The 23584-nt window shown below is 74.0% G+C and carries 21 protein-coding genes and 3 pseudogenes; 18 read left to right on the top strand and 6 right to left on the bottom strand.

Annotated elements, in window-relative coordinates; all coding sequences use genetic code 11:
- Positions 1 to 175 precede the first annotated feature (175 nt).
- Positions 176 to 1063 carry an NAD(P)-dependent oxidoreductase gene (locus ABD350_RS32390; protein WP_344352506.1) on the bottom strand — a complete coding sequence of 296 codons (888 nt, stop codon included), beginning with the start codon at positions 1061 to 1063 and terminating at the stop codon, positions 176 to 178.
- Positions 1064 to 1143: 80 nt separating this feature from the next.
- Between ABD350_RS32390 and ABD350_RS32395 the strand changes: the two genes are divergently transcribed.
- The 3 genes from ABD350_RS32395 (at position 1144) to ABD350_RS32405 (ending at position 3488) form a co-directional block, all read left to right on the top strand.
- On the top strand, positions 1144 to 1497 hold the full coding sequence (locus tag ABD350_RS32395) for a winged helix-turn-helix transcriptional regulator (RefSeq protein ID WP_344352507.1): 354 nt from the start codon (positions 1144 to 1146) through the stop codon (positions 1495 to 1497).
- Between the two features lie 231 nt (positions 1498 to 1728).
- Positions 1729 to 2301 (top strand): TetR/AcrR family transcriptional regulator, encoded by a 573-nt coding sequence (locus ABD350_RS32400; RefSeq protein ID WP_344352508.1) that lies wholly within the window; start codon positions 1729 to 1731, stop codon positions 2299 to 2301.
- Between the two features lie 17 nt (positions 2302 to 2318).
- On the top strand, positions 2319 to 3488 hold the full coding sequence (locus ABD350_RS32405) for a GDSL-type esterase/lipase family protein (protein ID WP_344352509.1): 1170 nt from the start codon (positions 2319 to 2321) through the stop codon (positions 3486 to 3488).
- 61 nt (positions 3489 to 3549) lie between these two features.
- Here the strand turns inward: ABD350_RS32405 and ABD350_RS32410 are convergent, their stop codons facing one another.
- Both ABD350_RS32410 and ABD350_RS32415 read right to left on the bottom strand, forming a co-directional pair.
- Positions 3550 to 4236 carry a class F sortase gene (locus ABD350_RS32410; RefSeq protein ID WP_344352510.1) on the bottom strand — a complete coding sequence of 229 codons (687 nt, stop codon included), beginning with the start codon at positions 4234 to 4236 and terminating at the stop codon, positions 3550 to 3552.
- A 229-nt stretch (positions 4237 to 4465) separates the two neighbouring features.
- The gene (locus ABD350_RS32415; RefSeq protein WP_344352511.1) at positions 4466 to 5056 is read right to left on the bottom strand and encodes a hypothetical protein; all 591 of its coding nucleotides are present in this window, start codon (positions 5054 to 5056) and stop codon (positions 4466 to 4468) included.
- Between the two features lie 344 nt (positions 5057 to 5400).
- Between ABD350_RS32415 and ABD350_RS32420 the strand changes: the two genes are divergently transcribed.
- From ABD350_RS32420 to ABD350_RS32440, 5 genes are all read left to right on the top strand, one after another.
- Positions 5401 to 6279, top strand: a complete 879-nt coding sequence (locus tag ABD350_RS32420) for an SCO6745 family protein (protein WP_344352512.1) — start codon at positions 5401 to 5403, stop codon at positions 6277 to 6279.
- 157 nt (positions 6280 to 6436) lie between these two features.
- Positions 6437 to 7273 carry a fructosamine kinase family protein gene (locus tag ABD350_RS32425; protein ID WP_344352543.1) on the top strand — a complete coding sequence of 279 codons (837 nt, stop codon included), beginning with the start codon at positions 6437 to 6439 and terminating at the stop codon, positions 7271 to 7273.
- A 99-nt stretch (positions 7274 to 7372) separates the two neighbouring features.
- Positions 7373 to 7564 (top strand): putative ATP-grasp-modified RiPP, encoded by a 192-nt coding sequence (tgmA, locus tag ABD350_RS32430; protein WP_020938095.1) that lies wholly within the window; start codon positions 7373 to 7375, stop codon positions 7562 to 7564.
- Positions 7565 to 7580: 16 nt separating this feature from the next.
- Positions 7581 to 8564 (top strand): ATP-grasp ribosomal peptide maturase, encoded by a 984-nt coding sequence (tgmB, locus tag ABD350_RS32435; RefSeq protein WP_344352513.1) that lies wholly within the window; start codon positions 7581 to 7583, stop codon positions 8562 to 8564.
- 35 nt (positions 8565 to 8599) lie between these two features.
- Positions 8600 to 9487 (top strand): Gfo/Idh/MocA family protein, encoded by an 888-nt coding sequence (locus tag ABD350_RS32440; protein ID WP_344352514.1) that lies wholly within the window; start codon positions 8600 to 8602, stop codon positions 9485 to 9487.
- A 130-nt stretch (positions 9488 to 9617) separates the two neighbouring features.
- Here ABD350_RS32440 and ABD350_RS32445 read toward each other — a convergent pair whose 3' ends face one another.
- Complete coding sequence (locus ABD350_RS32445) at positions 9618 to 10520, bottom strand: GNAT family N-acetyltransferase (protein WP_344352515.1); 903 nt, start codon at positions 10518 to 10520, stop codon at positions 9618 to 9620.
- Between the two features lie 237 nt (positions 10521 to 10757).
- Here ABD350_RS32445 and ABD350_RS32450 point away from each other — a divergent pair, with 237 nt between their 5' ends.
- Complete coding sequence (locus tag ABD350_RS32450) at positions 10758 to 11897, top strand: PP2C family protein-serine/threonine phosphatase (protein WP_344352516.1); 1140 nt, start codon at positions 10758 to 10760, stop codon at positions 11895 to 11897.
- Between the two features lie 121 nt (positions 11898 to 12018).
- On the top strand, positions 12019 to 13251 hold the full coding sequence (locus ABD350_RS32455) for a cytochrome P450 family protein (RefSeq protein ID WP_344352517.1): 1233 nt from the start codon (positions 12019 to 12021) through the stop codon (positions 13249 to 13251).
- A 791-nt stretch (positions 13252 to 14042) separates the two neighbouring features.
- Here ABD350_RS32455 and ABD350_RS32460 read toward each other — a convergent pair.
- Entirely contained in the window at positions 14043 to 15626 is a 1584-nt protein-coding gene (locus ABD350_RS32460; protein ID WP_344352518.1) for an MFS transporter, read from the bottom strand.
- 186 nt (positions 15627 to 15812) lie between these two features.
- Complete coding sequence (locus tag ABD350_RS32465) at positions 15813 to 16286, bottom strand: MarR family winged helix-turn-helix transcriptional regulator (protein ID WP_344352519.1); 474 nt, start codon at positions 16284 to 16286, stop codon at positions 15813 to 15815.
- Between the two features lie 178 nt (positions 16287 to 16464).
- On the opposite strand from ABD350_RS32465, the gene ABD350_RS32470 reads away from it, so the two are divergent.
- The 8 genes and pseudogenes from ABD350_RS32470 (at position 16465) to ABD350_RS32505 (ending at position 23578) form a co-directional block, all read left to right on the top strand.
- Entirely contained in the window at positions 16465 to 17085 is a 621-nt protein-coding gene (locus ABD350_RS32470) for an L-threonylcarbamoyladenylate synthase (protein WP_344352520.1), read from the top strand.
- 147 nt (positions 17086 to 17232) lie between these two features.
- Complete coding sequence (locus tag ABD350_RS32475) at positions 17233 to 17988, top strand: dienelactone hydrolase family protein (protein ID WP_344352521.1); 756 nt, start codon at positions 17233 to 17235, stop codon at positions 17986 to 17988.
- Positions 17989 to 18149: 161 nt separating this feature from the next.
- The gene (locus tag ABD350_RS32480) at positions 18150 to 19349 is read left to right on the top strand and encodes a glycoside hydrolase family 64 protein (protein ID WP_344352522.1); all 1200 of its coding nucleotides are present in this window, start codon (positions 18150 to 18152) and stop codon (positions 19347 to 19349) included.
- Positions 19350 to 19462: 113 nt separating this feature from the next.
- A pseudogene (locus tag ABD350_RS32485) lies at positions 19463 to 19567 on the top strand (SAM-dependent methyltransferase); the annotation flags it as partial.
- 221 nt (positions 19568 to 19788) lie between these two features.
- The gene (locus tag ABD350_RS32490) at positions 19789 to 21306 is read left to right on the top strand and encodes a metallophosphoesterase family protein (protein ID WP_344352523.1); all 1518 of its coding nucleotides are present in this window, start codon (positions 19789 to 19791) and stop codon (positions 21304 to 21306) included.
- A gap of 67 nt (positions 21307 to 21373) precedes the next feature.
- Positions 21374 to 22420 carry an LLM class flavin-dependent oxidoreductase gene (locus tag ABD350_RS32495; protein WP_344352524.1) on the top strand — a complete coding sequence of 349 codons (1047 nt, stop codon included), beginning with the start codon at positions 21374 to 21376 and terminating at the stop codon, positions 22418 to 22420.
- A gap of 68 nt (positions 22421 to 22488) precedes the next feature.
- Positions 22489 to 23094, top strand: a pseudogene (locus tag ABD350_RS32500) (DNA polymerase ligase N-terminal domain-containing protein); the annotation flags it as partial.
- A gap of 176 nt (positions 23095 to 23270) precedes the next feature.
- Positions 23271 to 23578: pseudogene (locus ABD350_RS32505) on the top strand (cupin domain-containing protein).
- Positions 23579 to 23584: the final 6 nt, after the last annotated feature.

A 23584-nucleotide genomic window follows, 5' to 3' on the forward strand; every position in this document is an offset into this window, starting at 1 on the left:
CCAAGCCCGCACCGCCGGTCACCCGATCCGCGCCGCCGGCCCCGGTGTCCGTGCCCTCAGCCGACCGGCCCCGCACGCCCCGGATCAGTGCCGTCCGGACCTCTCCGCCACCCGGGGCGGTACCGACCCGGGTGGCGGAGAGGTCCGGACCAGTACCGCCCCGTCCGCACCCGGATCAGTGTCGGCCCAGTATCTCCGCCACCCGCATGAACCCGTCCCCGCCGTGGCCCAGGCCGATGACGCGTCGGGCCAGGCCTTCCACGGAGCGCATCACGCCCGCGTCGATGCCGTGGGACTCGGAGAGGTCGATGACGTGGGACATGCTGGAGACCGCGGAGGTGATGGGGTTGATCCGGCCGGAGTAGGTGCCGTCGTCGGCGTCCTGTGCGAACTCCTCGAACAGGGGCGGCAGGATCGCGGCGATGCCCTGGGCGAACGGGGCCAGCTCCCCGGCGGTGACGCCCTCCGCCCGGGCGATCGCCACGGCGTGCGCGTAACCCGCCATCGCGGTCCAGAAGATGTCGAGCAGCGCGATGTCGAAGGTGGCCGCGCGCCCGGTCTCCTCCCCCAGGTGGGTGTGCGTCCCGCCGAGCACCTCCAGCACCGGCCGGTACCGCTCGTACAGGTCGCGCGGTCCGCTGTGCAGGAAGACGGCATCCGGGGTGCCGATGCTGGGGGCGGGCGTCATGATGGCGCCGTCCAGGTAACCGATGCCGTGGGCCGCCGCCCACTCGGCGGTGTCCCGAGCCCGCTCCGGGGTGTCGGCGGTCAGGCTGACGACGGTACGTCCCTTCAGCGCGCGGGTGACCTCCTCGCGGCGCAGGATCGCGTCGGAGGCGTCGTAGTTGACCACGCAGACGACGGTCAACTCCGAGGCGGCCACCGCCTCTTCGGCCGTCGCCGCGGAAACCGCGCCCTGCTCGGTCAGTTCCCGGTCCCTGCCGGGCGTGCGGTTCCAGACCGTGGTCCGCAGTCCGGCCTTGAGGAACGCGCCCGCCAGCGAGCGGCCCATCGGGCCGAGACCGAGCACGGTGACGGAAGGAAGATTCACAGCTGTCGACATGTTGCGACTCCGTAAGTGGTGATAGTGAACAGTGGACAAGAGCGGCCGCGGTGGCCGCGGGAAAGATGAAGAGGACGACGATGACGCGCAGCCGTGCCCAGGACCCGAACGTCTGCGGAGTGACCGCCGCGATCGCCGTCATCGACGGCAAGTGGAAGACGTCACTGCTGTGGCTGCTGGAGTCCGGCCCGCACCGGCCCGGCGAACTGCGCCGCCGGCTGCCCGGGTTGAGCGAGAAGGTGCTGACCCAGGCACTGCGCGAGATGGAGCAGGACGGTCTCGTGCACCGGGATGTGCACGATGTGCTGCCGCCGAAGACCGTGTACTCGCTGACCGAGTTCGGCCAGGACCTCGCCACGGCGCTGAACCCTCTGGCCGAGTGGGGTTACCGCCGTCTGGACCGGCTCCGCCCGAGCGAGGCGGCAGCGTCCTGACGGGCCTTCGGCTGTCACCTCCTCGTCCGTTGTCCGGCAGCCCCTGACCTCGGGAAACAGCTTCTCCCAGGCGGCCGGGGCTGCCAAGTACCCACAAAAAAGTGGGTGTCCGGGCACCCCGGCGGGAACGGGGGACGCCGGCGTGGACCGGGCGGCCCTAAGTATTGATCCCGTTTGCCTAAACCCTTTAGGAAACTGCATACTCCTCTCCGGCGGACAGGAGGGAAGACGATGGCGCGCGCGGGACTGACCACGGACCGGCTGGTCCGGGCCGGAGCGGAACTCGCCGACGAGGTCGGCTTCGACCAGGTGACGGTCTCGGCGCTGGCCCGGCGGTTCGACGTGAAGGTCGCGAGCCTGTACTCGCACCTGCGCAACTCCCAGGACCTGAAGACGCGGATCGCGCTGCTCGCGCTGGAGGAGATGGCCGACCGCGCCGCCGGGGCACTGGCCGGCCGGTCCGGCAAGGACGCCCTCGCCGCCTTCGCGAACGTCTGCCGGGACTACGCCCGCGCCCACCCCGGCCGCTACACGGCGGCCCGCCACCCGCTGGACGACGCGACGGCGGCCGGCAGCGCGGGGGTCCGGATCGCCCAGCTGACCCGGGCCATCCTGCGCGGCTACGACCTCGCCGAACCGGACCAGACCCACGCCGTACGCCTCCTCGGCAGCGTCTTCCACGGCTACGTCGACCTGGAGACGGCCGGCGGCTTCGCCCACAGCGCCCCCGACTCCGAGGAGTCCTGGGACCGGATCCTGGACGCCCTCGACTCCCTGCTGCGCAACTGGCCCGCCCGCCCCTGACACCCCTGGCAGACACGATGCACACCATTGCCCTCACCGCCGGTCTGATCCGCGGCGCCCTCGAACTGGAGCGCACCGCGCGCGGGCTGCTGCCGCACCGGCTGCCCGCCCGGGCCCGCGCCCAGTGCGCCGACCCGCAGCTGGCCCTGGCGGAGTCCCAGCCATCCGGCGTACGGCTGGTCTTCCGCACCCGCGCCACCGCCGTCGAGCTGGACACCGTGCCGACCAAGCGCGTCTACACCGGCGCCCCGCCCCGCCCGGACGGCGTCTACGACCTGCTGGTGGACGGCCGCCCGGCCGGCAGCGCCTCCCTCACCGACGGCGACACCCTCACCATCGACCTGGCCACCGGCTCCGCCGAGCACCGGCCCGGCCCCGTGGGCACCGTGCGTTTCGCCGGCCTGCCGGACACCGTCAAGGACGTGGAGATCTGGCTGCCGCACAACGAGACCACCGAGCTCGTCGCGCTGCGCGCCGACGCCCCCGTGGAACCCGTACCCGACCGGGGCCGCCGGGTGTGGCTGCACCACGGCAGCTCGATCAGCCACGGCTCCGACGCGACGAGCCCCACCGCCACCTGGCCGGCGGTCGCCGCGGCCCTGGGCGGGGTGGAGCCGGTCAACCTCGGGCTGGGCGGCAGCGCGCTGCTCGACCCGTTCACCGCCCGCGTCCTGCGCGACATGCCCGCCGACCTGATCAGCGTCAAGCTCGGCATCAACGTGGTCAACACCGACCTGATGCGGCTGCGTGCCTTCGGCCCGGCCGTGCACGGCTTCCTCGACACCGTCCGCGAGGGCCACCCCGACACCCCGCTGCTCGTCGTCTCGCCGGTGCTGTGCCCGATGCACGAGGACACGCCCGGCCCCACCGCCATGGATACGGCGGCCCTGGGCGAGGGGCGGCTGCGGTACCGGGCCACCGGGGATCCCGCCGAGCGGGCGGCCGGGAAGCTCACGTTGGAGGTCGTCCGGGAGGAGCTGGCCCGGATCGTGCGCGAACGGGCCGCCGGGGACCCCCGGCTGCACTACCTGGACGGCCGGGAGCTGTACGGCGAGGCCGACTTCGCCGAGCTGCCGCTGCCCGACGGCCTCCACCCGGACACCGCCGGCCATCGCCGGATCGGCGAACGGTTCGCGGCGCTGGCCTTCGCCCCGGACGGCCCCTTCGCGGCCGGCCCCGCCGCCTGACCGGTACCCGGGCCGCCGGGCGGGCCCCGGCCACCCGGCCCGGGCCGTTGGTGGCGGCAGCTCAGACCAGGTGGGCGAAGACGACCAGGTTGTCGGTGTAGTCGCGCACCGTACGGTCGTAGTCCCCGGCGCAGGTGATGAGCCGGGCCTCGGGACGGTCGGCGTCCGCGTACACCCGCTCGCTGGGGAAGTCGTCCTTGGCGAAGGTCTCGGCGCTGTCGACGACGAACTCCGCCGTACGCCCGTCGGCCCGCTCCACGGAGAACCGGTCGCCGGGCTCCAGCCGGTATAGGTTGGCGAAGACGGCCGCCGAGGTCACCGTGTCGACGTGCCCGGCGATGATCGCGGTGCCCCGTTCACCGGGGGAGGCGCCGTCGGCGTACCAGCCGACGAGGTTGGTGTCGCCCGCGGGCGGCGGCTCCAGGTGGCCCGAAGGGCCGAGGGCCAGGGTGGTGAAGGGGGCGTCCACGGAGATGCCGGGGACGCGCAGCCGGGTCGGCGCGGAGCGGGGCAGCGCCTCGCCCGACTGCCGGGGCAGCGCCTCGCCCGACTGCCGGGGCCCGGCCGGGTCTACGCTCCCGGCACCCGGGGACCGGGGCGGCCCGGCCTCACCGGCCGGCTGGTGACCGCCGAACAGGCTGACGGCGAGGAAGACCGCCGCCGCCCCCCACAGCGTCAGCCGCCCGCCGTAGCCGGAGCGCCGGTCGTCCGCCGACGGCGGGGAGGTCACGGAAGGATCTGCTGCCATCGGACACCACCTCACTCGGGCACGGCAGCACGGGGATCGGGGCAGTACGGACACGGGTGGGGCGCCGCGACGCGCGGAGGCGGGCGGGAGCCGGTCCGCGCGCGGAGGCGAGCGGTAGCGGTCCGGGCGCGGGCGGTCCGGGCGCGCTGCGGGGGCGCGGGGGGGCGCGGGCCGCCGGCCGGCCGACGCACCGGCGGTGTCCGCGACCCCTGGCGCACGACGGCGGCCGTCAGGACGCCGGGCCGGCCGCCTTCTTGCGGCGCAGTGTGTACGCGCCGGTGGCGGCCACGGCCAGCACGGCGAGACCGCCCGCGGTGACACCGGGCGTGGCGAGCCCGCCGCCGCCGGTGTGCATGCCGCCGCGCGGCTTGCCGCGCTCCTCGTCCTCGCCCCACTCGCTCTTGCCGCTCCTGCCCCCCTTCTCACCCTTGCCGCCGCCCTTTTCCTCCTTGCCGCCCTTCTCCTCGCCGTCGTCGTCCCCGCTCTTGTCGCGGTAGCTCTCGGGGTCGAACCTGCTGTCGTCGTCTCCCGAGCCCCAGCCGCCGCTGCGTACCGCGGCGAGCGCTCCGCCACCCGTGTGGATTCCGCCGCGCGGTCCGTCGTGTTCTCCTTCGCTGTCGCGCTTGTTGCCGTAGTCCTTGTCGTTGTCGCTGTCGGATCCCTTGTCACGGTCGGAGTCGCTGTCGTGCTCCCTGCTGTACGAGGAGTCGTCACGACCGCTGTCGTGTTCGGCCGGAACGGCGAACGCGGCTCCGGGCGTCGCGAAGGCGAGGGCGGCCGTGGTGGCCGCCGTCGCCAGGAGCATGCGGGCAGAGCGCATAGTGATGTCCTTCCGCCGTGACCGGGCAGCGGATACCTCATCAGCTGGATGGACCCGGTCTCGACATGAACCACCGTCAGTGAGGCTCCCGGCGGACACCATCCGAGCCACCCAGCCGGGTCACCATGCCACCCGTCTGCCCCAGCGCGCCCGCTTCGCGGCCCCTCGTCCGGGTCAATCGCCGGCGCGGCCGTACGCCTGCCGGAGTGAGCCGGGGAAGGCACGCCCAGGCCTGCCGGCCGGACCGGCGCCGGGTGGCACCGGCACCCTTGTTATGACCGGCGTCATAACGCAGGCTTGGTTCCGTACGGCGGTACGGCAGGCGGACCCGGCGGGAGGAAGCGGTGGCGGAGGGAAGGGCGCGCGCGCTGTGGGAGCGGTACGAGCCGGTGCACGACCTCGTGTACTTCGCGCCGGAGGCGCACCGGGCGGCGGACGCGCTCGGGCTGCGCGGGTTCTGGATGGGGTACTTCGCGCTGCGCGCCGCCCCGCTCGGCGCGGCGTCCCCGTCGGTGGTGACGAGCTGTTTCTACGTCTTCCACCCCTCGCGGGTGGCCCGGGCGCTGCCGGACGCCTGGGCGTACGCGGCCCCGGAGGAGGTGCTCGCGGCCCGGCTGGACGCGATGGACGCGGCGATGGCCCGGCTGTTCGGAACGGACGTCGTCGGTGGGACCGCCTTCACGCAGGCCGCGGACCTCGCATGGGAGGCCGCCGCCGCGGCGGACACCACGGGCCGGGTGCTGGGCGCCGCCAACCAGGCGCTCGACCGTCCGAAGCGGCCCGCCGCCCGGCTGTGGCAGGCCCTGACGACCCTGCGCGAGCACCGGGGCGACTCCCATGTGGCGGTGCTGGTCGGCCTGGGGCTGGGGCCGGTGGAGGCCATGGTGCTCAAGGCGGCGGCCGGCGAGTCCGACGGGGACTTCCTGCGCGAGACGCGGAAGTGGCCGGACGAGGAGTGGGCGGCGGCCGAGGCGCGGCTGCGCGCGGACGGCCGGCTCGCGGCGGACGGTTCGCTCACGCCCGCGGGCGCGGACCTGCGCGCGCGGACCGAGGCGCTGACCGACGCGGCGGCCGAGCGGCCGTGGGCCGTGCTGGGCGCCGAGCGCACCGAGCGGCTGGCCGTGCTGCTGGAGCCGATGGCCGGCGTGGTGGCGGAGTCGGGGCTGTTGCCGGCCGGGAATCCGGTCGGAACGACCCGGGGGACGGGGCCCCTCGGACGCTGAGGTCCGGCGGTCGCCGGCAGCGGCTCGAAGCCCTCGCCGGTCACCTCATCCGTTTGCCCGGCATCAGCCGTACCAGTGGTTGAACGGCCTGGCGAGGCACCCTTGTTGGGGGCCGTACTCTGGGGCCGTGGTCAACCGTGAAGAGGATCCAGGACAGGTGGCGTCCCGGCTCACCGGGCGTCCCGCCACCAGGACCCGGCCGTCGTCCGGCGCACCCGCCGAGGTGCTGCTGGACGACGGTACTTTGGTGATGGTCAAACGGGGCGACGGGCCGGGGGCGGTGCGCGCCGAGGTGGCGGGGCTGCGCTGGCTGGGCGCCGCGGGCGCGGTCCGGGTGCCGGCCGTGCTGGGGCACGACGAACACTGGATGGTGACCGAGCGGGTGCCGACCGGATCCCCCGGCCCCGGGGCGGCGCTGCGCTTCGGCCAGGACCTCGCCGCCCTGCACCAGGCGGGCGCGCCGCGCTTCGGGGCGGCGCCGCCCGGCGGGCCCGAGGACGCCCGCATCGGCCTGGCCCCCATGCGCAACGCGCCGGGCACCGACTGGCCGGCCTGGTACGCCGAGCACCGCGTGCTGCCCTATGTGCGCGACGCGGTCGACCGCGGCACGCTCCGCCCGGCCGAGGCGGCCGTGTTCGAGCGGGTCTGCGCGCGGCTGCCGGAGGTGGCGGGTCCGGCCGAGCCGCCCGCCCGGCTGCACGGCGACCTGTGGAACGGCAATGTGCTGTGGGGCGCCGACGGCGAGGTCCGGCTCATCGACCCGGCCGCGCACGGCGGACACCGGGAGACCGACCTGGCGATGCTCCGATTGTTCGGCTGCCCGCACCTGGACCGGGTACTCGCCGGTTATCAGGAGGCGGCCCCGCCGGCCGACGGCTGGCGGGACCGGGTGGGGCTGCACCAGCTCTTCCCGCTGCTGGTGCACGCGGTGCTGTTCGGCCGCGGGTACGCCGAACAGGCCCTGACGGCGGCGCGGGAGACGCTCGCGCGGTAGGAGTCCACGGCGCGCTCCGAGCCGTGGCCACGGAGAGCGAGGCAACCAATCACTCGTTCGATTCGTATAAGGACGTGACAGCCTAATCAGGGAGAGACCATGCAACCGTTCACGCTCAACTACGCGCGGCCCGCTGTGCAGTTGGACGTCACCACGCCGTACGCGTACGACTCCGGGCTGCAACTGAACGTCCTTCCGGACGGGCGGATCGCCGCGACCGACCACGCGACGTTGAGAGCACTGGGGACCACGACCTCGACCGCCGGCTCCAAGACGCACTTCGACGACTGAGCCGCGGCCGCCACAGATGACCGTACTCATCCTGACCAGTGAGGAAGACGTGACGGCGGACATGGTGGTCCTCCGGCTGGGCGAGACCGGTGTGCCCGTCGTCCGGCTCGACCCCGCCGATCTGACCAACGGGGTGGCGCTGTCGGGCGAGTACGTGCGGGGCGCCTGCCGGGGGCATCTGTCCGTCGGCGGGCGCCTGGTGAGCATGGACGGTCTGCGCTCCGTCTGGGTGCGCAGACCGGGCACCCCGGCCGCCCGTGCCGCCCAGCCCTCCGCCTGGCTGGCGGAGGAGTCGTCGCAGGCGCTGTACGGCATGCTGCGGTGCACCGACGCCCGCTGGATGAACCATCCGGACGCCGCCCGCCGCGCCCGGCACAAGCCCTGGCAGCTGGGCCTGGCCCAGCGCAGCGGTCTCGCGGTGCCGGCCACCCTCATCACGACGTTCCCGCAGGCGGCGCGGGAGTTCGCGGACCGCTTCCCGGATCTGGTGGTCAAGCCTGTCTCCGGGGCGCACCCGCAGGAGCCGCCCCGGTCCGTGCCGACCAGCCGGGTCGCGCCGGACACCGACTTCACCGCGGTGGCCTACGGCCCGACCCTGCTGCAACGGCGGATCGCCAAACGGGCCGACATCCGGCTCACCGTCGTCGGCGACACGCTGCTGGCCGCCCGCAAACCCGCCGACCCGGACGCCCATCCGGACGACGTGGACGTCCGTTTCGCCCCGTCGGTCTCCCCCTGGCTGCCGGCGGACGTGCCGGCGCGCGTCGCCGAGGGTGTGCTGCGTTACATGGCGGGTGCGGAACTGGCTTACGGCGCCTTCGACTTCGCCGAGGACGCGGACGGCGTCTGGTGGTTCCTGGAGTGCAACCAGTCCGGTCAGTTCGGCTTCGTGGAACTGGACACCGGTCAGCCGATCGCCGCCACCATCGCCCAGTGGCTCGCGGGGCGGGGACGTACCGGCGACGGGTGTGCGCGGGGCGTGCGCGGCGCACCCTCCTGAAGAGGTGGTGAACGGCTGTGAGAGGGGAACGTGAGATGCGCATCGGACTGCTGGGGACGGGCCCGTGGGCGCGGGCGACGTACGCACCCGCCCTCGCCGGACACCCCGGGCTGCGGTTCACCGGGGTCTGGGGGCGCCGGCCGCAGGCGGCCACAAAGCTCGCGCAGCGGTACGGCGTCACCGCGTACGCCGACGTGGACGCGCTGCTGGCCGACGTGGACGCGGTGGCGGTGGCCCTGCCGCCGTCGGTGCAGGCGGAGTTGGCGGTGCGGGCGGCCGGCGCGGGCCGTCATCTGCTGCTGGACAAGCCGCTGGCGGTGTCGGCGGCCGAGGGCCGGGCCGTGGTGGAGGCGGTGGAGCGGGCCGGGGTGGCGTCGGTGGTGTTCTTCACCGCGCGCTTCCAGAAGGAGCCGGATGCCTGGATCGGGGAACAGGCCGCCGTGGCGGGCTGGTTCACGGCGCGGGCGCACTGGCTGGGCGCGGTGTTCACGGGCGACAGCCCGTTCGCGGCCTCGCCGTGGCGGCGGGAGAAGGGCGCGCTGTGGGACGTCGGACCGCACGCCCTGTCGGTACTGCTGCCGGTCCTCGGCGACGTACGGCGGGTCGCGGCGGCGGCACACGGTCCCGCGGACACCGTCCATCTGGTCCTCGACCACGCCACCGGCGCGTCCAGCTCGCTCACACTGAGCCTGACGGCCCCGCCGGCGGCGGCCGGGGCCGAGGTGGAACTGCGCGGCGAGGCGGGCGTGTCGGTCATGCCCGGGAGTTCGCAGGGAGCGGTCGCCGCGCTCTCCCGGGCCGCCGACGCGCTGGTGCTGGCCGCCCGCACGGGCCGTCCGCACCCCTGCGATGCCACGTTCGGTCTCCGGGTCACCGAGATCCTGGCCGCGGCGGAGGCCCGGCTCACGGCCGCCAGGGAGTAGGCGGCCGTTTCCCGGGACCCTGCCCCCGCTCGGGGCCCGGCTCTCGGGCCTCCGGCGCCGCCGGCACCGCGCCCGGTCACCGGTGGCCGGGCGCGGTCCGGGTGCTCGGCGCCGTCAGCGCCTCACTCCGTCACCGGCCGTCGGGCGTGGCCCAGTAGTTGACGCGTTCGCATACGACGGGATAGCCGGCCGTGGTGAAGTGCGCGGCCATCGGGAGGTTGCCCTGGTCGGTGGCGGCGGCGATGAACCGCGCGCCCTGTCCGGCCAGGAAGTGGGTGCAGTCGGCGAGCAGGTCGTAGGCGTAGCCGTGGCCGCGCTGGTCCGGCACCACTCCGATGAAGCCGACGCAGGGACCCGAGGGGTTGCGGGCCGGGATGTGGATGCCGACCGGCTCGCCCTCCGGGGTACGGGCGACCCGCCACCACTCGCGGGGCGAGGGGAACCAGTGGAAGATGTCCAGGTCCTCCTGGGCCGCCCGGTCCACACCGTGCCGCTCGATGGTCCGGCGGGCGTGGGCGTCGAGGGTGCCGGAGTGGATGCGGCGCAGCAGGTCGTAGAAGACGCCGTCGTCCGGTTCGGCGGTGAAGACGAGCCGTCCGGGCCGCTCGGGCAAGCCCCGGTCCGGGGTCCAGCGGTAGACGAAGCGTTCCACCAAGGGGGCGTAGCCGGCCCGGCGCGCGGCGGCGGCGCGGATGTCCGCCGCCGCCCGCAGGTGCGGGTCGTCCCGCCAGCCGGCGGGCAGGTCGAGTTCCAGCTCGGGGGTCTGCCAGGGCGCCGTGCGCAGCAGTGCGGCGCCCGCCTCCTGCTCGCCCTCGGCGACGTCGAACCAGTTGATCAGCAGGGGCTCGGCGTCCTCGGGCCGGGCCCACCAGGCGGCGCGTGCCACGGTGCGGCCGTCGCGCAGGGCGACGCGCTGCCAGTCGGGGCGGTAGCGGGTACGGCGGTGCCGCTCGCCCAGGGCGAGCGGGTCGGGCATGGTGTGGAACAGGTCCGCGCTGCTGTCGTCGAGCGCGCGGATGACCAGGTCGGTCATGGATTCCTCCGGGATGCGTGGGGTGGGCGACGCTCCCGGTCGGATCATCGGATCAGACGTGACACGCCCGGGGCACGGGGAGGGGGGAGCGCCTGTTGCCGTTCTCCTGCATGACACTCGCCTCCTTCTTCCGTCCGGCTCGGGCGTGGCGGGCTCAGGCTAGACGGGCGGCCGGGCGGGCGTCCACCGGTTTCTCACGCGAGGCGCCGGTTGCCGGCGGCGGCGTAGCTTGGGCATGTGGGATCGGTACGCGGCCGGTGGCCGCGCGGGAACCGGAAGGAGCGCGGCTGGCTGCGGGGCGCGCCACCGCCGTGGTGGGTGCGTGTGCTGCCCGTCCTGCTGCTCGCCGCCGTCGGCTCGGCGACGCTGATCACGCCCCACGCGCGCGACCTCGGTTTCCTGCTGGGCGCGATCCCGCCGCTGGCGGTGCTGTCGTACGGCCCGCTGACCACCGGGGTGCTAGGCGTGGGCGTGGTGGCGGTGCTCACCGTGCCGGCCACGCATCTGGACCGCCCCGGCGACACCGATCTGCTGACCGTCGTGTTCGTGGCCGCGCTGAGTGTGTTCGTGTCCTATGTGCGCAGCCGCCGGGACGCCCAGCTGGACACCGAGCGGGCGATCGGCGAGGCGGTGCAGCGGGCCGTGCTGCCGCCGCTGCCGGAGCGGGTGGGCCGGGTCGGGTGCGCGGCCTACTACCGGGCCGCGCAGGACGGGACGCTGGTGGGCGGCGACTTCTTCGACGTACGGGCGGGGCCGCACGGGGTGCGCGCGGTGCTGGGGGATGTACAGGGGCACGGGTTGAGGGCGGTGGCCACGGTGGTGTCGCTGCTGGGGGCCTTCCGGGAGGCCGCGCTGGACCAGCCGGACCTGGAGTCGGTGGCGGCCCGGCTGGACCGCCGGCTGGCGGTGGATTCGGCGGACGCGGGGCACACGGAGCTGTTCGCGACGGCCCTGCTGCTGGAGTTCGCCGACGGCACGGCGGCGGTACGCGTGGTCGCCTGCGGGCATCCGGCGCCCGTGCTGGTGCGCCCGGGAGCGGCCCGGGAGGTGACCGTCGCGCCCGCCCCGCCGCTGGGCATCGGGCTGGTAGGCGTCGACCCGCCGAAGGAGGTCGCCGTGCCGCTCCACCCGGGCGACCGGCTGTTCCTGGCCTCCGACGGCGTGTGGGAGGCCAGGGACGTCGCCGGCACGTTCTACCCGCTGCCCGAGCGGCTGACCGCCCTGGCCGGCACCCCGTCCGCCGAGCTGCCCGGCGCGGTGTGGGAGGACCTGGTACGACGCCACTACGACGTCCGCGACGACGCGACCATGCTGGTGCTGACACCGGGGGCGGGTGAGGACCCGGGGCGGGCGGAGAGCGGGGTGGAGGGCGGGTGAAGGGAGCCGAACTCGGTCTGTTTCCTGGCCGGATGACACCGAAGCGGTGTGCACACGGCCGATGACGGGGTGTACTGGAGCGGGACCGCCTCAGGCAAGGCCGACCAGTCTGGAGACCGTCGTGACCGTCACCGACCGTATCGCCCTCGACCCGTTCGGCTCCGACATCGCCGCGGAGAGCGCCCGGCTGCGCGCCCTCGGCCCCGTCGTGCCGGTGGAGCTGCCCGGCGGCATCCCCGCCTGGGCTCCGACCGGCTACGACACCCTCAAAACCCTCGTCCTCGATCCCCGGGTCAGCAAGGACGCCCGCCGGCACTGGCGGCTGTGGCCGGAGCTGGACGAGCATCCGTCCTGGGGCTGGATGGCCAACTGGGTGGGCGTGGTCAACATGCTGACCACCTACGGCGCCGACCACACCCGGCTGCGCAGGCTGGTGGCGCCGAGCTTCACCCACCGGCGCACCGAGGCGATGCGGCCCCGGCTGGCCGCGCTGACGGCCGAACTGCTGGACGCGCTGGAGGCCGCGGGGGCCGACGGCGGCGTGGTCGACCTGCGCGACGGGCTCGCGCATCCCCTGCCGATGCGGATGATCGCCGAACTCCTCGGCGTACCCGAGGAGTTGCGGCCCGACGCGGCGCGTCTCATCGCCGACTTCATGGACACCTCCGACCCGAGCCCCGAGGTCGCGGCCTCCGTACGCGAACGCGTCGGCTCGGTGCTCGGCGCGCTGATCGCCTACCGGCGGGCCCACCCGGGCGACGACATCACCACGGAGCTGATCCGGGTGCGGGACGAGGACGGCGACCGGCTCTCGGACGAGGAGTTGCTGCACACGCTGCTGCTGGTGGTCGGCGCCGGGTTCGAGACCACCGTCAACCTGATCGGCAACGCGGTGGTCGCCCTGCTGACCGGTCCGGAGCAGCTGGCCGCGGTGCGCGCCGGGAAGATCGGCTGGGGCGCCGTGGTCGACGAGACCCTGCGGGTGCATCCGTCCATCGCCGCACTGCCGTTGCGGTTCGCCGTGGAGGAGCTGGCGGTCGGTGGCGTGACGATTCCGGCCGGAGACGCGATCATCACGACGTACGCCGCCTCGGGCCTGGATCCGGCGCACTACGGTCCGGACGCGGCCGTCTTCGACGCGGCGCGGGCGGCCGAGGACCACATGGCGTTCGGGATCGGTGTGCACCGCTGTATCGGGGCTCCGCTGGCCCGGCTGGAGGCGCTGACCGCGCTGCCCGCCCTGTTCTCCCGCTTCCCGGCCCTGCGTCTGGCCTGCCCGGCCGGCGAACTGCGCCACGTGCCGTCGTTCATCGCCCACGGCTGGCAGGAGATCCCGGTCCGGCTGGCGGGTTGAGGAGGGCGGATCCGTTGACTCCGACAGGCCTGTCGAACCGCACGGGTGCGCCGGTCCGGCGAGTGCGATGAGTCGGGCGGGTGCGATGAGTCCGGCGGGTTCTTGAGTTTGCCGGTTCGACTCCGCCGGGCCGGGCGGCGGGTGCCGCCGGACACGGCTCCGCCGGCGGCCCGGGGGGATGGAGCCGCCGGCGGAGACGCCGCGCCCGGGGTGGGGGGGGCCCCGGGCGTCTCGGAATTCCGGATGCCCCGGATTCCCGGATGTACGCAGCCGAATTCCGGACGATCCGAAAAACTACCCGGAGCGACCGAGAACTGGTGAGAGCGGGTCCGTGTGGGGCCGACCGGCCGGATACCGGCCAGGGAGCGCCGCCCGGCCCACCACCTCGGCGAGTGGCCACCGGCCCGCCTGGGACCGGCGCACCGCCATCGGCGAGTGACCCGACCCACCCGGGACCGGCCCGCCGCTGTCGGTGACCGACCGTCGATCCACCCGGGACCGGCGCACCGCCGTCAGCGAATGACCGTCGTCCCGCCCGGGGACTGACGCACCGCCGTCGGTGACCGGCTGCCCGCCGGGGCTCGGCCCGCCACCGTCGGCGAGTGACCACCGGCCCGCCCGGAGGCTGACACACCGCCGTCAGTGACCGACCGCCTGCCCGGGGCCGGTCCGCGACCGGCCCGCGTGTGGCCCGCGGCGGGCCTGCGTATGACCCGAGGCTGGCCGGTCGGGCCACGGCGGCGGATACACCGGTCGCCGTACCCACCGTCACGCGTCTCTCGGCGTCGGCCTCACTCCTTTTCGGCCGGTGTGCCGCTCCGCATGCCGGTCGCCGCGAGGGCCGCGCCCAGCAGGCAGAGGACGCCGGTGACCACCGCGGAGGCGTGCACGCCGTTCATGAACGCCCGGCCGCTGCCCTCGATCACCGCCGCCCGGAGCGTGTCCGGCATGCCCGGGGAGACGGGGGCGACGCCCATGGCCACCGCGTCCTTCGCCTCGGCCAGCTTCCCGGCCAGGCCGCCCGGCACGCCGGCGCCGGTCAGTTCGGTGTGCAGGGTCGAGCCGACGCGGGCGCTGATGACGGAGACCAGCACGGACGTGCCGAGGGCGCCGCCGATCTGCAGCGTGGTGGCCTGGAGGCCGCCGGCCACGCCGCCGTCCCGCACGGGCGCGTTGCCCACGATCGCGTCGGAGGAGGCGGACAGCACCATGCCGACGCCGAGCCCGAGCGCGACGAACGGCGGCCACATGGTGGCGTACGAGGAGTCGCCGGACCAGGTGAGCAGGGCGAAGCAGGCCGCGGCCTGGAGCAGCATGCCGAGCGGCATGCAGAAGCGGGCGCCGAACCGCGCGGTCAGGGCGGCGCCGAGCGGGGAGGCGACGAGCGAGGCGAGGCTCAGCGGCAGGGTCCGCACGCCCGCCTGGACGGGGGTGAGTCCGCGCACGTTCTGCAGGTAGAGCATGACGAAGAAGATCACGCCCAGCATGACGAAGAAGTTGAGCGCGGTGATGGCCGCGCCGATGGTCAGGGCGCGGCTGCGGAAGAGCCGCATCGGCAGCAGCGGATGCTCCACACGGGTCTCGTGGCGGCCGAAGAGGAGGAGCAGGAGCAGGCCGACGCCGATCGCGGCCCAGGTGCCGGCGGACGTCCAGCCCCACGTCTCGCCCTTGACGACGCCGAAGACGACGCTGAGCAGGCCGAGCGCGAGCAGGACGACACCGGTGACGTCGAAGCGGTCGTGTCCGGCGGTGTTCTTCGACTGCGGCAGCACGAACGCGCTGAAGGCGCAGGCGAGTACGCCGATGGGCAGGTTGATGTAGAAGACGGATTCCCAGCTGACGTGTTCCACCAGCAGACCGCCGACGATGGGGCCCAGGGCGGTGGACACGGCCGAGACCATGGCCCAGATGCCGACGGCCATGCCGAACTTGCGGGGCGGGAACACGGCCCGCAGCAGGCCGAGGGTGTTGGGCATCAGCAGTCCGCCGAAGACTCCCTGGAGCGCGCGGAAGGCGACGACGCCCGTGATGGAGCCGGACAGGCCGATGGCGACGGAGGACAGCGCGAATCCGGCGACGCCGACGAGGTAGAAGGTGCGTCGGCCGAACCGGTCGCCGAGCTTGCCGCCGAGGATGAGGGTGGCGGCCAGGGCCAGCAGGTAGGAGTTGGTGACCCACTGCAACTGGGCGGTGGACGCGTGCAGTTCGCGGCCGATCTCCGGGTTGGCGATCGCGACCACGGATCCGTCGAGCTGGACCATGAACAGGCCGAACGCGACGGCGCACAGGGTGAGCCAGGGGTTGGCGCGCCGCCGGGCGGCGGCGGTGGCCGGTGCCGCGGGCACGGCGGAGGGATCCACGGAGGTGGACGGCATGACTGAGCCTCGTCTGATACGGGGTGGAAAAGGGTTACGGGAAGGGTGGGGAGGACGCCGGAGCGCGCACACGCGGACAGGCGTCCGGGCCCGGACCGTGGCGGCGCGAGGGAGCGGAACGTGCGGGTGTACGCGGGTACGGGCGTGCGGGGACGGCTGGTCGCCGTACCGGCGCGGGCGTACGGGTCAGTGCGCGGCGGCGCGCAGCTCGTGCGTCAGTGAGACGAGCGCCCCGAGGGCGGAACCGAGCGCGTCCATCTCGCCCTCGGTCAGTGCCAGGAGGGCTTCGGTGAGGTGACCGACCTGGAGTGCGCGCACCTCGGCCAGGCGTCGCCGGGCGACCGGGGTCAGGTGCAGCCGTACGACCCGCTTGTCCGTGCTGTCCTGCCCGCGCTCCAGCAGGCCCTGCCCGGTGAGCTGGGAGACCAGCGCACTGACGTTGTTGGGCTTCATCAGCAGAGCCTCGGCGGCCTCCCGTACCGTGGCGCCCTCGTGCTCGGCGACGTACCGCAGCAGGTTGAGGTGTCCCTCGGGCGGCTTGGGGTGGGGGAAGTCGCGGGCGACCCGCCGGTCCAGCGCCCGGTACAGCGCGGGCAGGGCGTCGGCGAGCGCCGGAGCGACGCTGTCGACGTCCCGCTGGGGAGCGCTGGATCCGGGCATGCCCCCGAGGATAGGTATGGCAACATACCCATGTCAAACAGCTATGACTTCATAGGTATCCCTTTATCCCCCACCGGCACCCGAGGTCGAGCGAGAATGGGCGCTGCGCGTGTGCTGCGGGGGGCGGGTGGCCGTCCGTGATGCGCGTGCGGTGGCCGGGACGGCATAAGCTCGACGGGTGGCGAAGTACTTCGACGTGCACCCCGACAACCCGCAACCGCGCAGCATCGCCCAGATCGCCGACGCGGTGCGCTCGGAAGCCCTCATCGCATATCCGACCGATTCCTGCTACGCGCTGGGCTGCCGGCTGGGCAGCCGGGACGGCATGGACCGGATCCGTGCCATCCGCCGGCTGGACGACCGGCACCACTTCACGCTGATGTGCCGGGACTTCGCGCAGCTCGGCCAGTTCGTCCGGGTGGACAACGACGTCTTCCGGGCGGTGAAGGCGTCCACACCCGGCAGCTACACCTTCATCCTCCCGGCCACCCGCGAGGTGCCGCGCAAGCTGATGCACCCGCGGAAGAAGACCGTGGGCGTGCGCATCCCGGACCATGTGGTCACCCAGGCGCTGCTGGCGGAGCTGGGCGAACCGCTGCTGTCCAGCACGCTGCTGCTGCCGGACGAGGAGGAGCCGCTGACCCAGGGCTGGGAGATCAAGGACCGGCTGGACCACGCGGTGGACGCGGTGGTCGACTCCGGCGACTGCGGCACCGAGCCGACGACGGTGGTCGACTTCTCCGGCGGGGAGGCGGAGATCGTCCGGCGGGGCGCGGGCGACACCAGCCGTTTCGAGTGAGCGCCGGGCAGGTGCCGCGCACGCCGCTCACCGCGCCCGGCACCCGACAGCGCCTCGCCGGTCCCGCGTGACAGCATGGTCGCAGCCAGGGCGGCGGGAGCCACCGCCGCCCGCCGCCCGTTGTCCCGAGGGAGGGCCCGTCCACCCATGACCGATGTCCAGCGAGACGATGTCGACATCCCGACCGGGGACGGCGTCGCCGACGCCTACCTCGTCCGCCCCGCCGACGGCCGCCCCCGGCCGGGCGTGCTGTTCTACCAGGACGCCTACGGCCCGCGACCGCACCTGAAGGCGATGGCCGACCGGTTGGCCGCGGCCGGCTACACCGTGCTGCTGCCGAACGTGTTCTACCGGCTCGGCCGGGCGCCGGTCGTGGACCTGCCCGAGTTCATCGACCCGGGCGCCGACCCGACCATCTGGGAGCGGCTCGGCCCGATGCTGGCCGGTCTGACGGCGGACCTGGTCAAGCGGGACGCTGGCGCCTATCTGCGCTGGCTGGCCGACAGTCCGCTGGTGGCGGACGGTCCGGTCGCGCTGACCGGCTACTGCATGGGGTCCCGGCTCGCGCTGTGGACGGCGGGCGCCCACCCGGACCGGGTCGCGGCGGCGGCCGGTTTCCACGGCGGCGGCCTGGCCACCGACGACCCGGACAGCCCGCATCTGGAGGCCCCGCGCATCACCGCGGAGCTGTACTTCGGGCACGCCGACGAGGACGCGTCGCTGCCACCGGAGCAGATCGCGCGCTTCGAGGAGGCGCTGACCGCCGCCGACGTGCGCCACACCTGCGAGGTCTACACCGGCGCCCACCACGGCTACACCCAGGCGGACACCCCCGCCTACCACCGGGAGGCCGACGAACGGCACTGGGCGGCCCTGCTCGACCTGCTCAAGCGCACGTTCTGACGCGCGGTGCCGGTGCCCACCGACCGGTGGGCACCGGTACCGGCCCGGTCACGTCCCGTCCCGGACATTGACATGAACTCGTCGCAGCCGCGAATCTGAGAGCGCTCTCACAGTGGTACGGACCAACTCCGTACGACCCCGACCCCCCACGGAGGTGGAGAGTGCCTCACAGGCTCACGCGCGGCGCGCTGCCCCTGGCCGCTGTCACGGCGCTGCTCGGCGGACTGCTCGCGCTCGGCTCCCCCGGCCGCGCCGACGCGGCCGTCCCCGACACCATCCCCCTGAAGATCACCAACAACTCGGGCCGTTCCGAACCGGTCTACGTCTACGACCTCGGCACCCAGCTGTCCTCGGGACGGCAGGGCTGGGCCGACGCGGACGGCGTCTTCCACGCCTGGCCGGCCGGCGGCAACCCGCCGACACCCGCGCCCGACGCGGCGATACCCGGCCCGGCCGCCGGCCAGTCCAAGACCATCCGCATCCCGAAGTTCTCCGGCCGGATCTACTTCTCCTACGGCCGGAAGCTGGACTTCCGGCTCACCACCGGCGGGCTGGTCCAGCCGGCCGTGCAGAACCCGTCCGACCCCAACCGCGACATCCTCTTCAACTGGTCGGAGTACACGCTCAACGACGCCGGGCTGTGGCTCAACAGCACCCAGGTGGACATGTTCTCGGCGCCGTACGCCGTCGGGGTGCAGCGCGCCGACGGCGCTGTGACCACGACCGGGCATCTGAAGTCCGGTGGCTGGAGCGGCTTCTTCGCCGCGCTGCGCGCCCAGCCCGGCGGCTGGGCGAACCTCGTGCAGACCCGCTCCGACGGCACGGTGCTGCGCGCGCTGTCCCCGCTGTACGGCGTGGAGACCGGGGCGCTGCCGGCGAACGTGCTGGACGACTACGTGAACCGGGTCTGGCAGAAGTACACGACGTCGACGCTGACCGTCACGCCGTTCGCCGACCAGCCGAACACCAAGTACTACGGCCGGGTCTCGGGCAACGTCATGAACTTCACCAACTCCGCCGGGACGGTCGTCACCAGTTTCCAGAAGCCCGACGCGTCCAGCATCTTCGGCTGCCACAAGCTGCTGGACGCGCCCAACGACACCGTGCGCGGGCCCATCTCCCGTACGCTGTGCGCCGGTTTCAACCGCTCCACCCTGCTGGTCAACCCCAACCAGCCGGACGCCACGACGGCCGGCTTCTACCAGGACGCGGTGACCAACCAGTACGCGCGCGCGGTCCACGCCCGGACGGCCGACGGCAAGGCCTACGCGTTCGCCTTCGACGACGTCGGCCACCAGGAGTCCCTGGTGCACGACGGCGACCCGCGGCAGGCGTATCTCACGCTGGACCCGCTCGGCTGACACCGCCCGCGGTCCCGCACCCGGCGTACCGGGTGCGGGACCGCGGGCGGTGTCACACCGAGGGTTCTCCCTATCGGCCCGCCGAGGCGAACCGGGAGGTGGGCGGCGGGTGTGTCGCCCGCGGCAGCCGCGCGTTCCCGCGCCGCGCCCTCGCGTATCCCGTCACCGAGGCGGGCATCCGGCAGTTCCTGGACGTCGGCACCGGCCTGCCGACCGCCGGGAGCTGATGAGCGCGCTGCCGCCGGGCAGTCACCTCGGCGTCGTCCCGGTCACCCACTGGCGGCCGGAGCCCGGTTCCCCGGGCCCCTGAGGTCGTCGCCGAACACAGGGGACTCGCCCGGAAGCGGTGACGGCCGACGGACAACGCGCCCCGGCGGCACGGCCGTTGCGCCGGGGCCCGGCATCCGGGGCCTGCCAGGGCGTTGTTACCGTGCACCGCGTGTCTGACTCCTCACGCGATACCGCACAGGGCGCCGGCTGGGGCGCGGCCCGGCCCGGCACCTACCGGCGGCTGATGCCGGACCACGTCGAGCAACTGTCGTGGCTGAACCCGCGGACCCTGTGGGCCGCCCGCAACGGCGTTCTCGCGTCCTGGTTCGGCGACCCCACCGGCCGTACCCGCAGCCGCTGGGTGGCCCGGCGGGCGGAGGCGGGGGCGCCCGCCGACAAGGTGATCCGGCGGGACGTACCGGAGTCGTTCTCCTTCATGGTCATCGGGGACACCGGCGAGGGCGGCGACTCCCAATACGCTGTCGTACCCGGCTTCCTGAAGGCGGCTCAGGGAACCGACTTCGCGGTGCTCGCCAGCGATGTCGTCTATCCCGTCGGCAGTGCCGGCGACTACGGCGACAAGTTCTTCCGGCCCTACCAGGACTACCCGGGGCCGATCTACGCGATACCGGGCAACCACGACTGGTACGAGGATCTCGGCGCCTTCATGCGGGTCTTCTGCGCCGACACCCAGCCACCGGCTCCCGAGCCCCGGCCCCGTCCGCTGACCCGCGCCTGGTGGCGCTCCCTGCTGTGGCACCGGGCGCGCCCCGCCGACGAGCAACGGTTCGCCGCCGCACGGGCGTTGCGGTCGGCGCCGGGCCAGCGGGCCGAACAGCCGGGCCCGTACTGGGCGATCGACGCGGGGCCGGTACGGATCGTCGGCATCGACACCGGCCTGCTGGGCACGGTCGACGCCGAACAGGGCGCCTGGCTGCGGGAGATATCCCGGGGGCCCCGGCCGAAGATCCTCGTCACCGGCTCGCCGCTGTACGTCGACGGCGAGCACCACCCGTGCCCCATCGAGGGCGGCGGCACGGTGGACGACATCGTCCGGGCCCCGGAACACCACTATGTGGCCGCGATCGGCGGCGACATCCACAACTACCAGCGCTACCCGGTGACGGTGGACGGCCGCACCATCCAGTACGTCGTGGCGGGCGGCGGCGGGGCGTTCACGCACGCCACGCACACCATCCCGCGGGTGTCGGTCGGCGGCGTCAGCGAAGGCGAGTTCCGCTGCTACCCGCTGCGCGGCGACTCGCTCGCCTTCTACAGCCGCCTGTACGGCCGCCGGCTGCGGCTGCGCCGCTTCTTCCGGCTGACCGAGGAGGAGGCGGCGGCCGTCGTGGCGGAACGGCTCGGCATCGAACCGGCCCGCGCCCCCGGCCCCGACGCCCGGGTCACCCGCCGTACCCGGCTGGTCGCGGGCCTGCTCGGCACCGGCCGCCGCCCCGACCGCCCCGCCCGGTTCCGGCTGCCCGTGCGCAAGATCTACACCCAGCTGTTCTCGCCGTCCTCCGCCACCTACAGCCCGCCGTTCTTCAAGAGCTTCCTGCGGCTGGACGTCACCGCGGACGCCGTACGGCTGCGCTGTCTCGCCGCGACGGGCAACCTCGCACAGGAACTCGATCCCCCCGTCGAGGACGAGGTGGTGATCCCGCTGCCCGCGGCCCGGACGGATTGATCACACGGTTGTCACACTCGCCTGCCAGAATCGGGGCGGAGCAGCCACACGACCGCTGGAGGGACCCGTGCCGTCCACCTCTCGCCCGCTGCGCAAGCTGGGCTTCCTCACCATCGGCCTGTTCGACGCGGCGGACCCCGGGCGGGGCCACGAGTCCACGCTGGAGATCATCGAGCTGGGCGAGCGGCTCGGCTTCGACAGCGCCTGGGTCCGCCACCGGCATCTGCAGTACGGCATCTCGTCCCCGGTCGCGGTCCTGGCCGCCGCCTCGCAGCGCACCCGGCGGATCCAGCTGGGCACCGCCGTGACGCCGCTCGGCTGGGAGAACCCGCTGCGGCTCGCCGAGGACCTGGCGACGGTCGACGTGCTGTCCGGTGGCCGGCTGAACCCGGGCGTCAGCGTCGGCCCTCCCCTGCACTACGAGCACGTCAAGGACGCCCTCTACCCGGACACCGCCGACGCGGAGGACTTCGGTTTCGAGCGGGTGCGGCGGCTGCTGGACCTGGTGCGCGGCAAGCCCGCCACCGACTTCAGCGGGGTGGAGGGGATCGAGGTCTTCTCCGACGTCGTCCAGCCGCACTCCCCCGGGCTCGGACGGCGGATGTGGTACGGCGGCGGCAGCCTCCGCTCGGCGCGCTGGGCGGGCGAGCACGGCATGAACTTCCTGACCAGCAGCGTGGTGAAGGTGGAGGGCACCGAGGGCACCGAGGGCGCGGACGGGCCGCCCGACTTCGCCGCGATCCAGTCGTCCCTCATCCGGGAGTTCCGGGCCCACCATCCCGACGGGGAGGCGGCCCGGGTCTCCCAGGGGCTGGTGGTGATCCCGACCGACTCCGCGAGCCCCGCGCAGCGCGCCAAGTACGAGGAGTACGCGGCCCGGCGGCTGCCCCGCACGGCCTCCCCGCAGGGCCCGGCACGGCAGCTGTTCGCGCCGGACCTGGTCGGCACCTCGGCGGAGCTGGCCGAGCGGCTGCGGGCGCACGCCGCGTTCCGCGAGGTCGACGAGGTGGCGTTCGCGCTGCCGTTCACCTTCGAGTACGAGGACTACGCGCAGATCCTGACGGACATGGCGACGAAGCTCGGCCCGGCCCTGGGGTGGCGGCCCGCCGGGTGACCACGGCATCGGGGGCGGCGTCCCGGGTACCCGGGACGCCCGAGCCGGACGCGGGGAAGGAGCCACAGGTGGCGGCGGAGGACCGGCTGCGGACGTACCGCGCCAGACGCGACTTCGGGCGGACCCGCGAGCCGGCGGGACGGACGACGGCGGCGGACGGGAGCCGGCCCCGTTTCGTGGTGCAGATCCACGACGCGCGCCGGATGCACTTCGACTTCCGGCTCCAGGTCGGCGACGTGCTGAAGTCCTGGTCCGTCCCCAAGGGCCCGTCCGCAAACCCGGCGGACAAGCGGCTGGCGGTGCCCACCGAGGACCATCCGCTGGAGTACGAGGACTTCGAGGGGGTCGTCCCGAAGGGCGAGTACGGCGGCGGCACCGTGATCGTGTGGGACCACGGGACGTACGAACCGCTCAGCCACGACCGCCGGGGGCGCCCGGTGGACTTCGCCGAGTCCCTGGAGCGGGGGCACGCCACCTTCCGGCTGCACGGCGCCAAGCTGCACGGCGAGTACGCCCTGACCCGGTTCCGCGAGGGCGGCGCGGACGGCGAGGAGGCCTGGCTGCTGGTGCGCAAGGGACCGGCCCGGCCGGCCGGGCACGGCACGCCCGACCCCCGGCGGGCCCGCTCGGTGCGCACCGGCCGCACACTGGCCCAGGTGGCCGCCGGCACCGGCGGGGACGGAGCCCCGTCGCACGGCAGGGGCCCCGGCCACCCATCCGGATACGAGGATTCGGCCCCCAGAGGCCGGTTCGCGTTACGTTTGCGGCGGTATCCGCCCGCGCCCCGGAGGCTCGCATGCGCACCGCACTCCGTACCGCCGTGACCGGCGTCCTCACCGTCGGGTCCCTCATGACCTGCGGCTCTACATCCTGCGGGAGGCCACGATCCCGCCCGGTCAGGCCACCGGATGGCATTATCACGACGGCCCGGTGCACGGCGTGGTGCGGCAGGGTACCCTCAGCCACTTCGATGCCACGTGCCGGTCGGACGGCGTGTACGGCCCCGGCGAGACGTTCCGGGAAGCGGCCGGCCCCGGCTACGTCCACATCGGCCGCAATCTGGGCGACACCCCGGTGGTCCTGGAGCTGCTGTACGTGCTGCCGCACGGCTCCCCGCTCTACGAGGACGCCCCGAACCCGGGCTGCCCGTTCCAGTGACCCGCG

Source organism: Streptomyces nogalater (assembly GCF_039532885.1).
Taxonomy (GTDB): domain Bacteria; phylum Actinomycetota; class Actinomycetes; order Streptomycetales; family Streptomycetaceae; genus Streptomyces; species Streptomyces nogalater.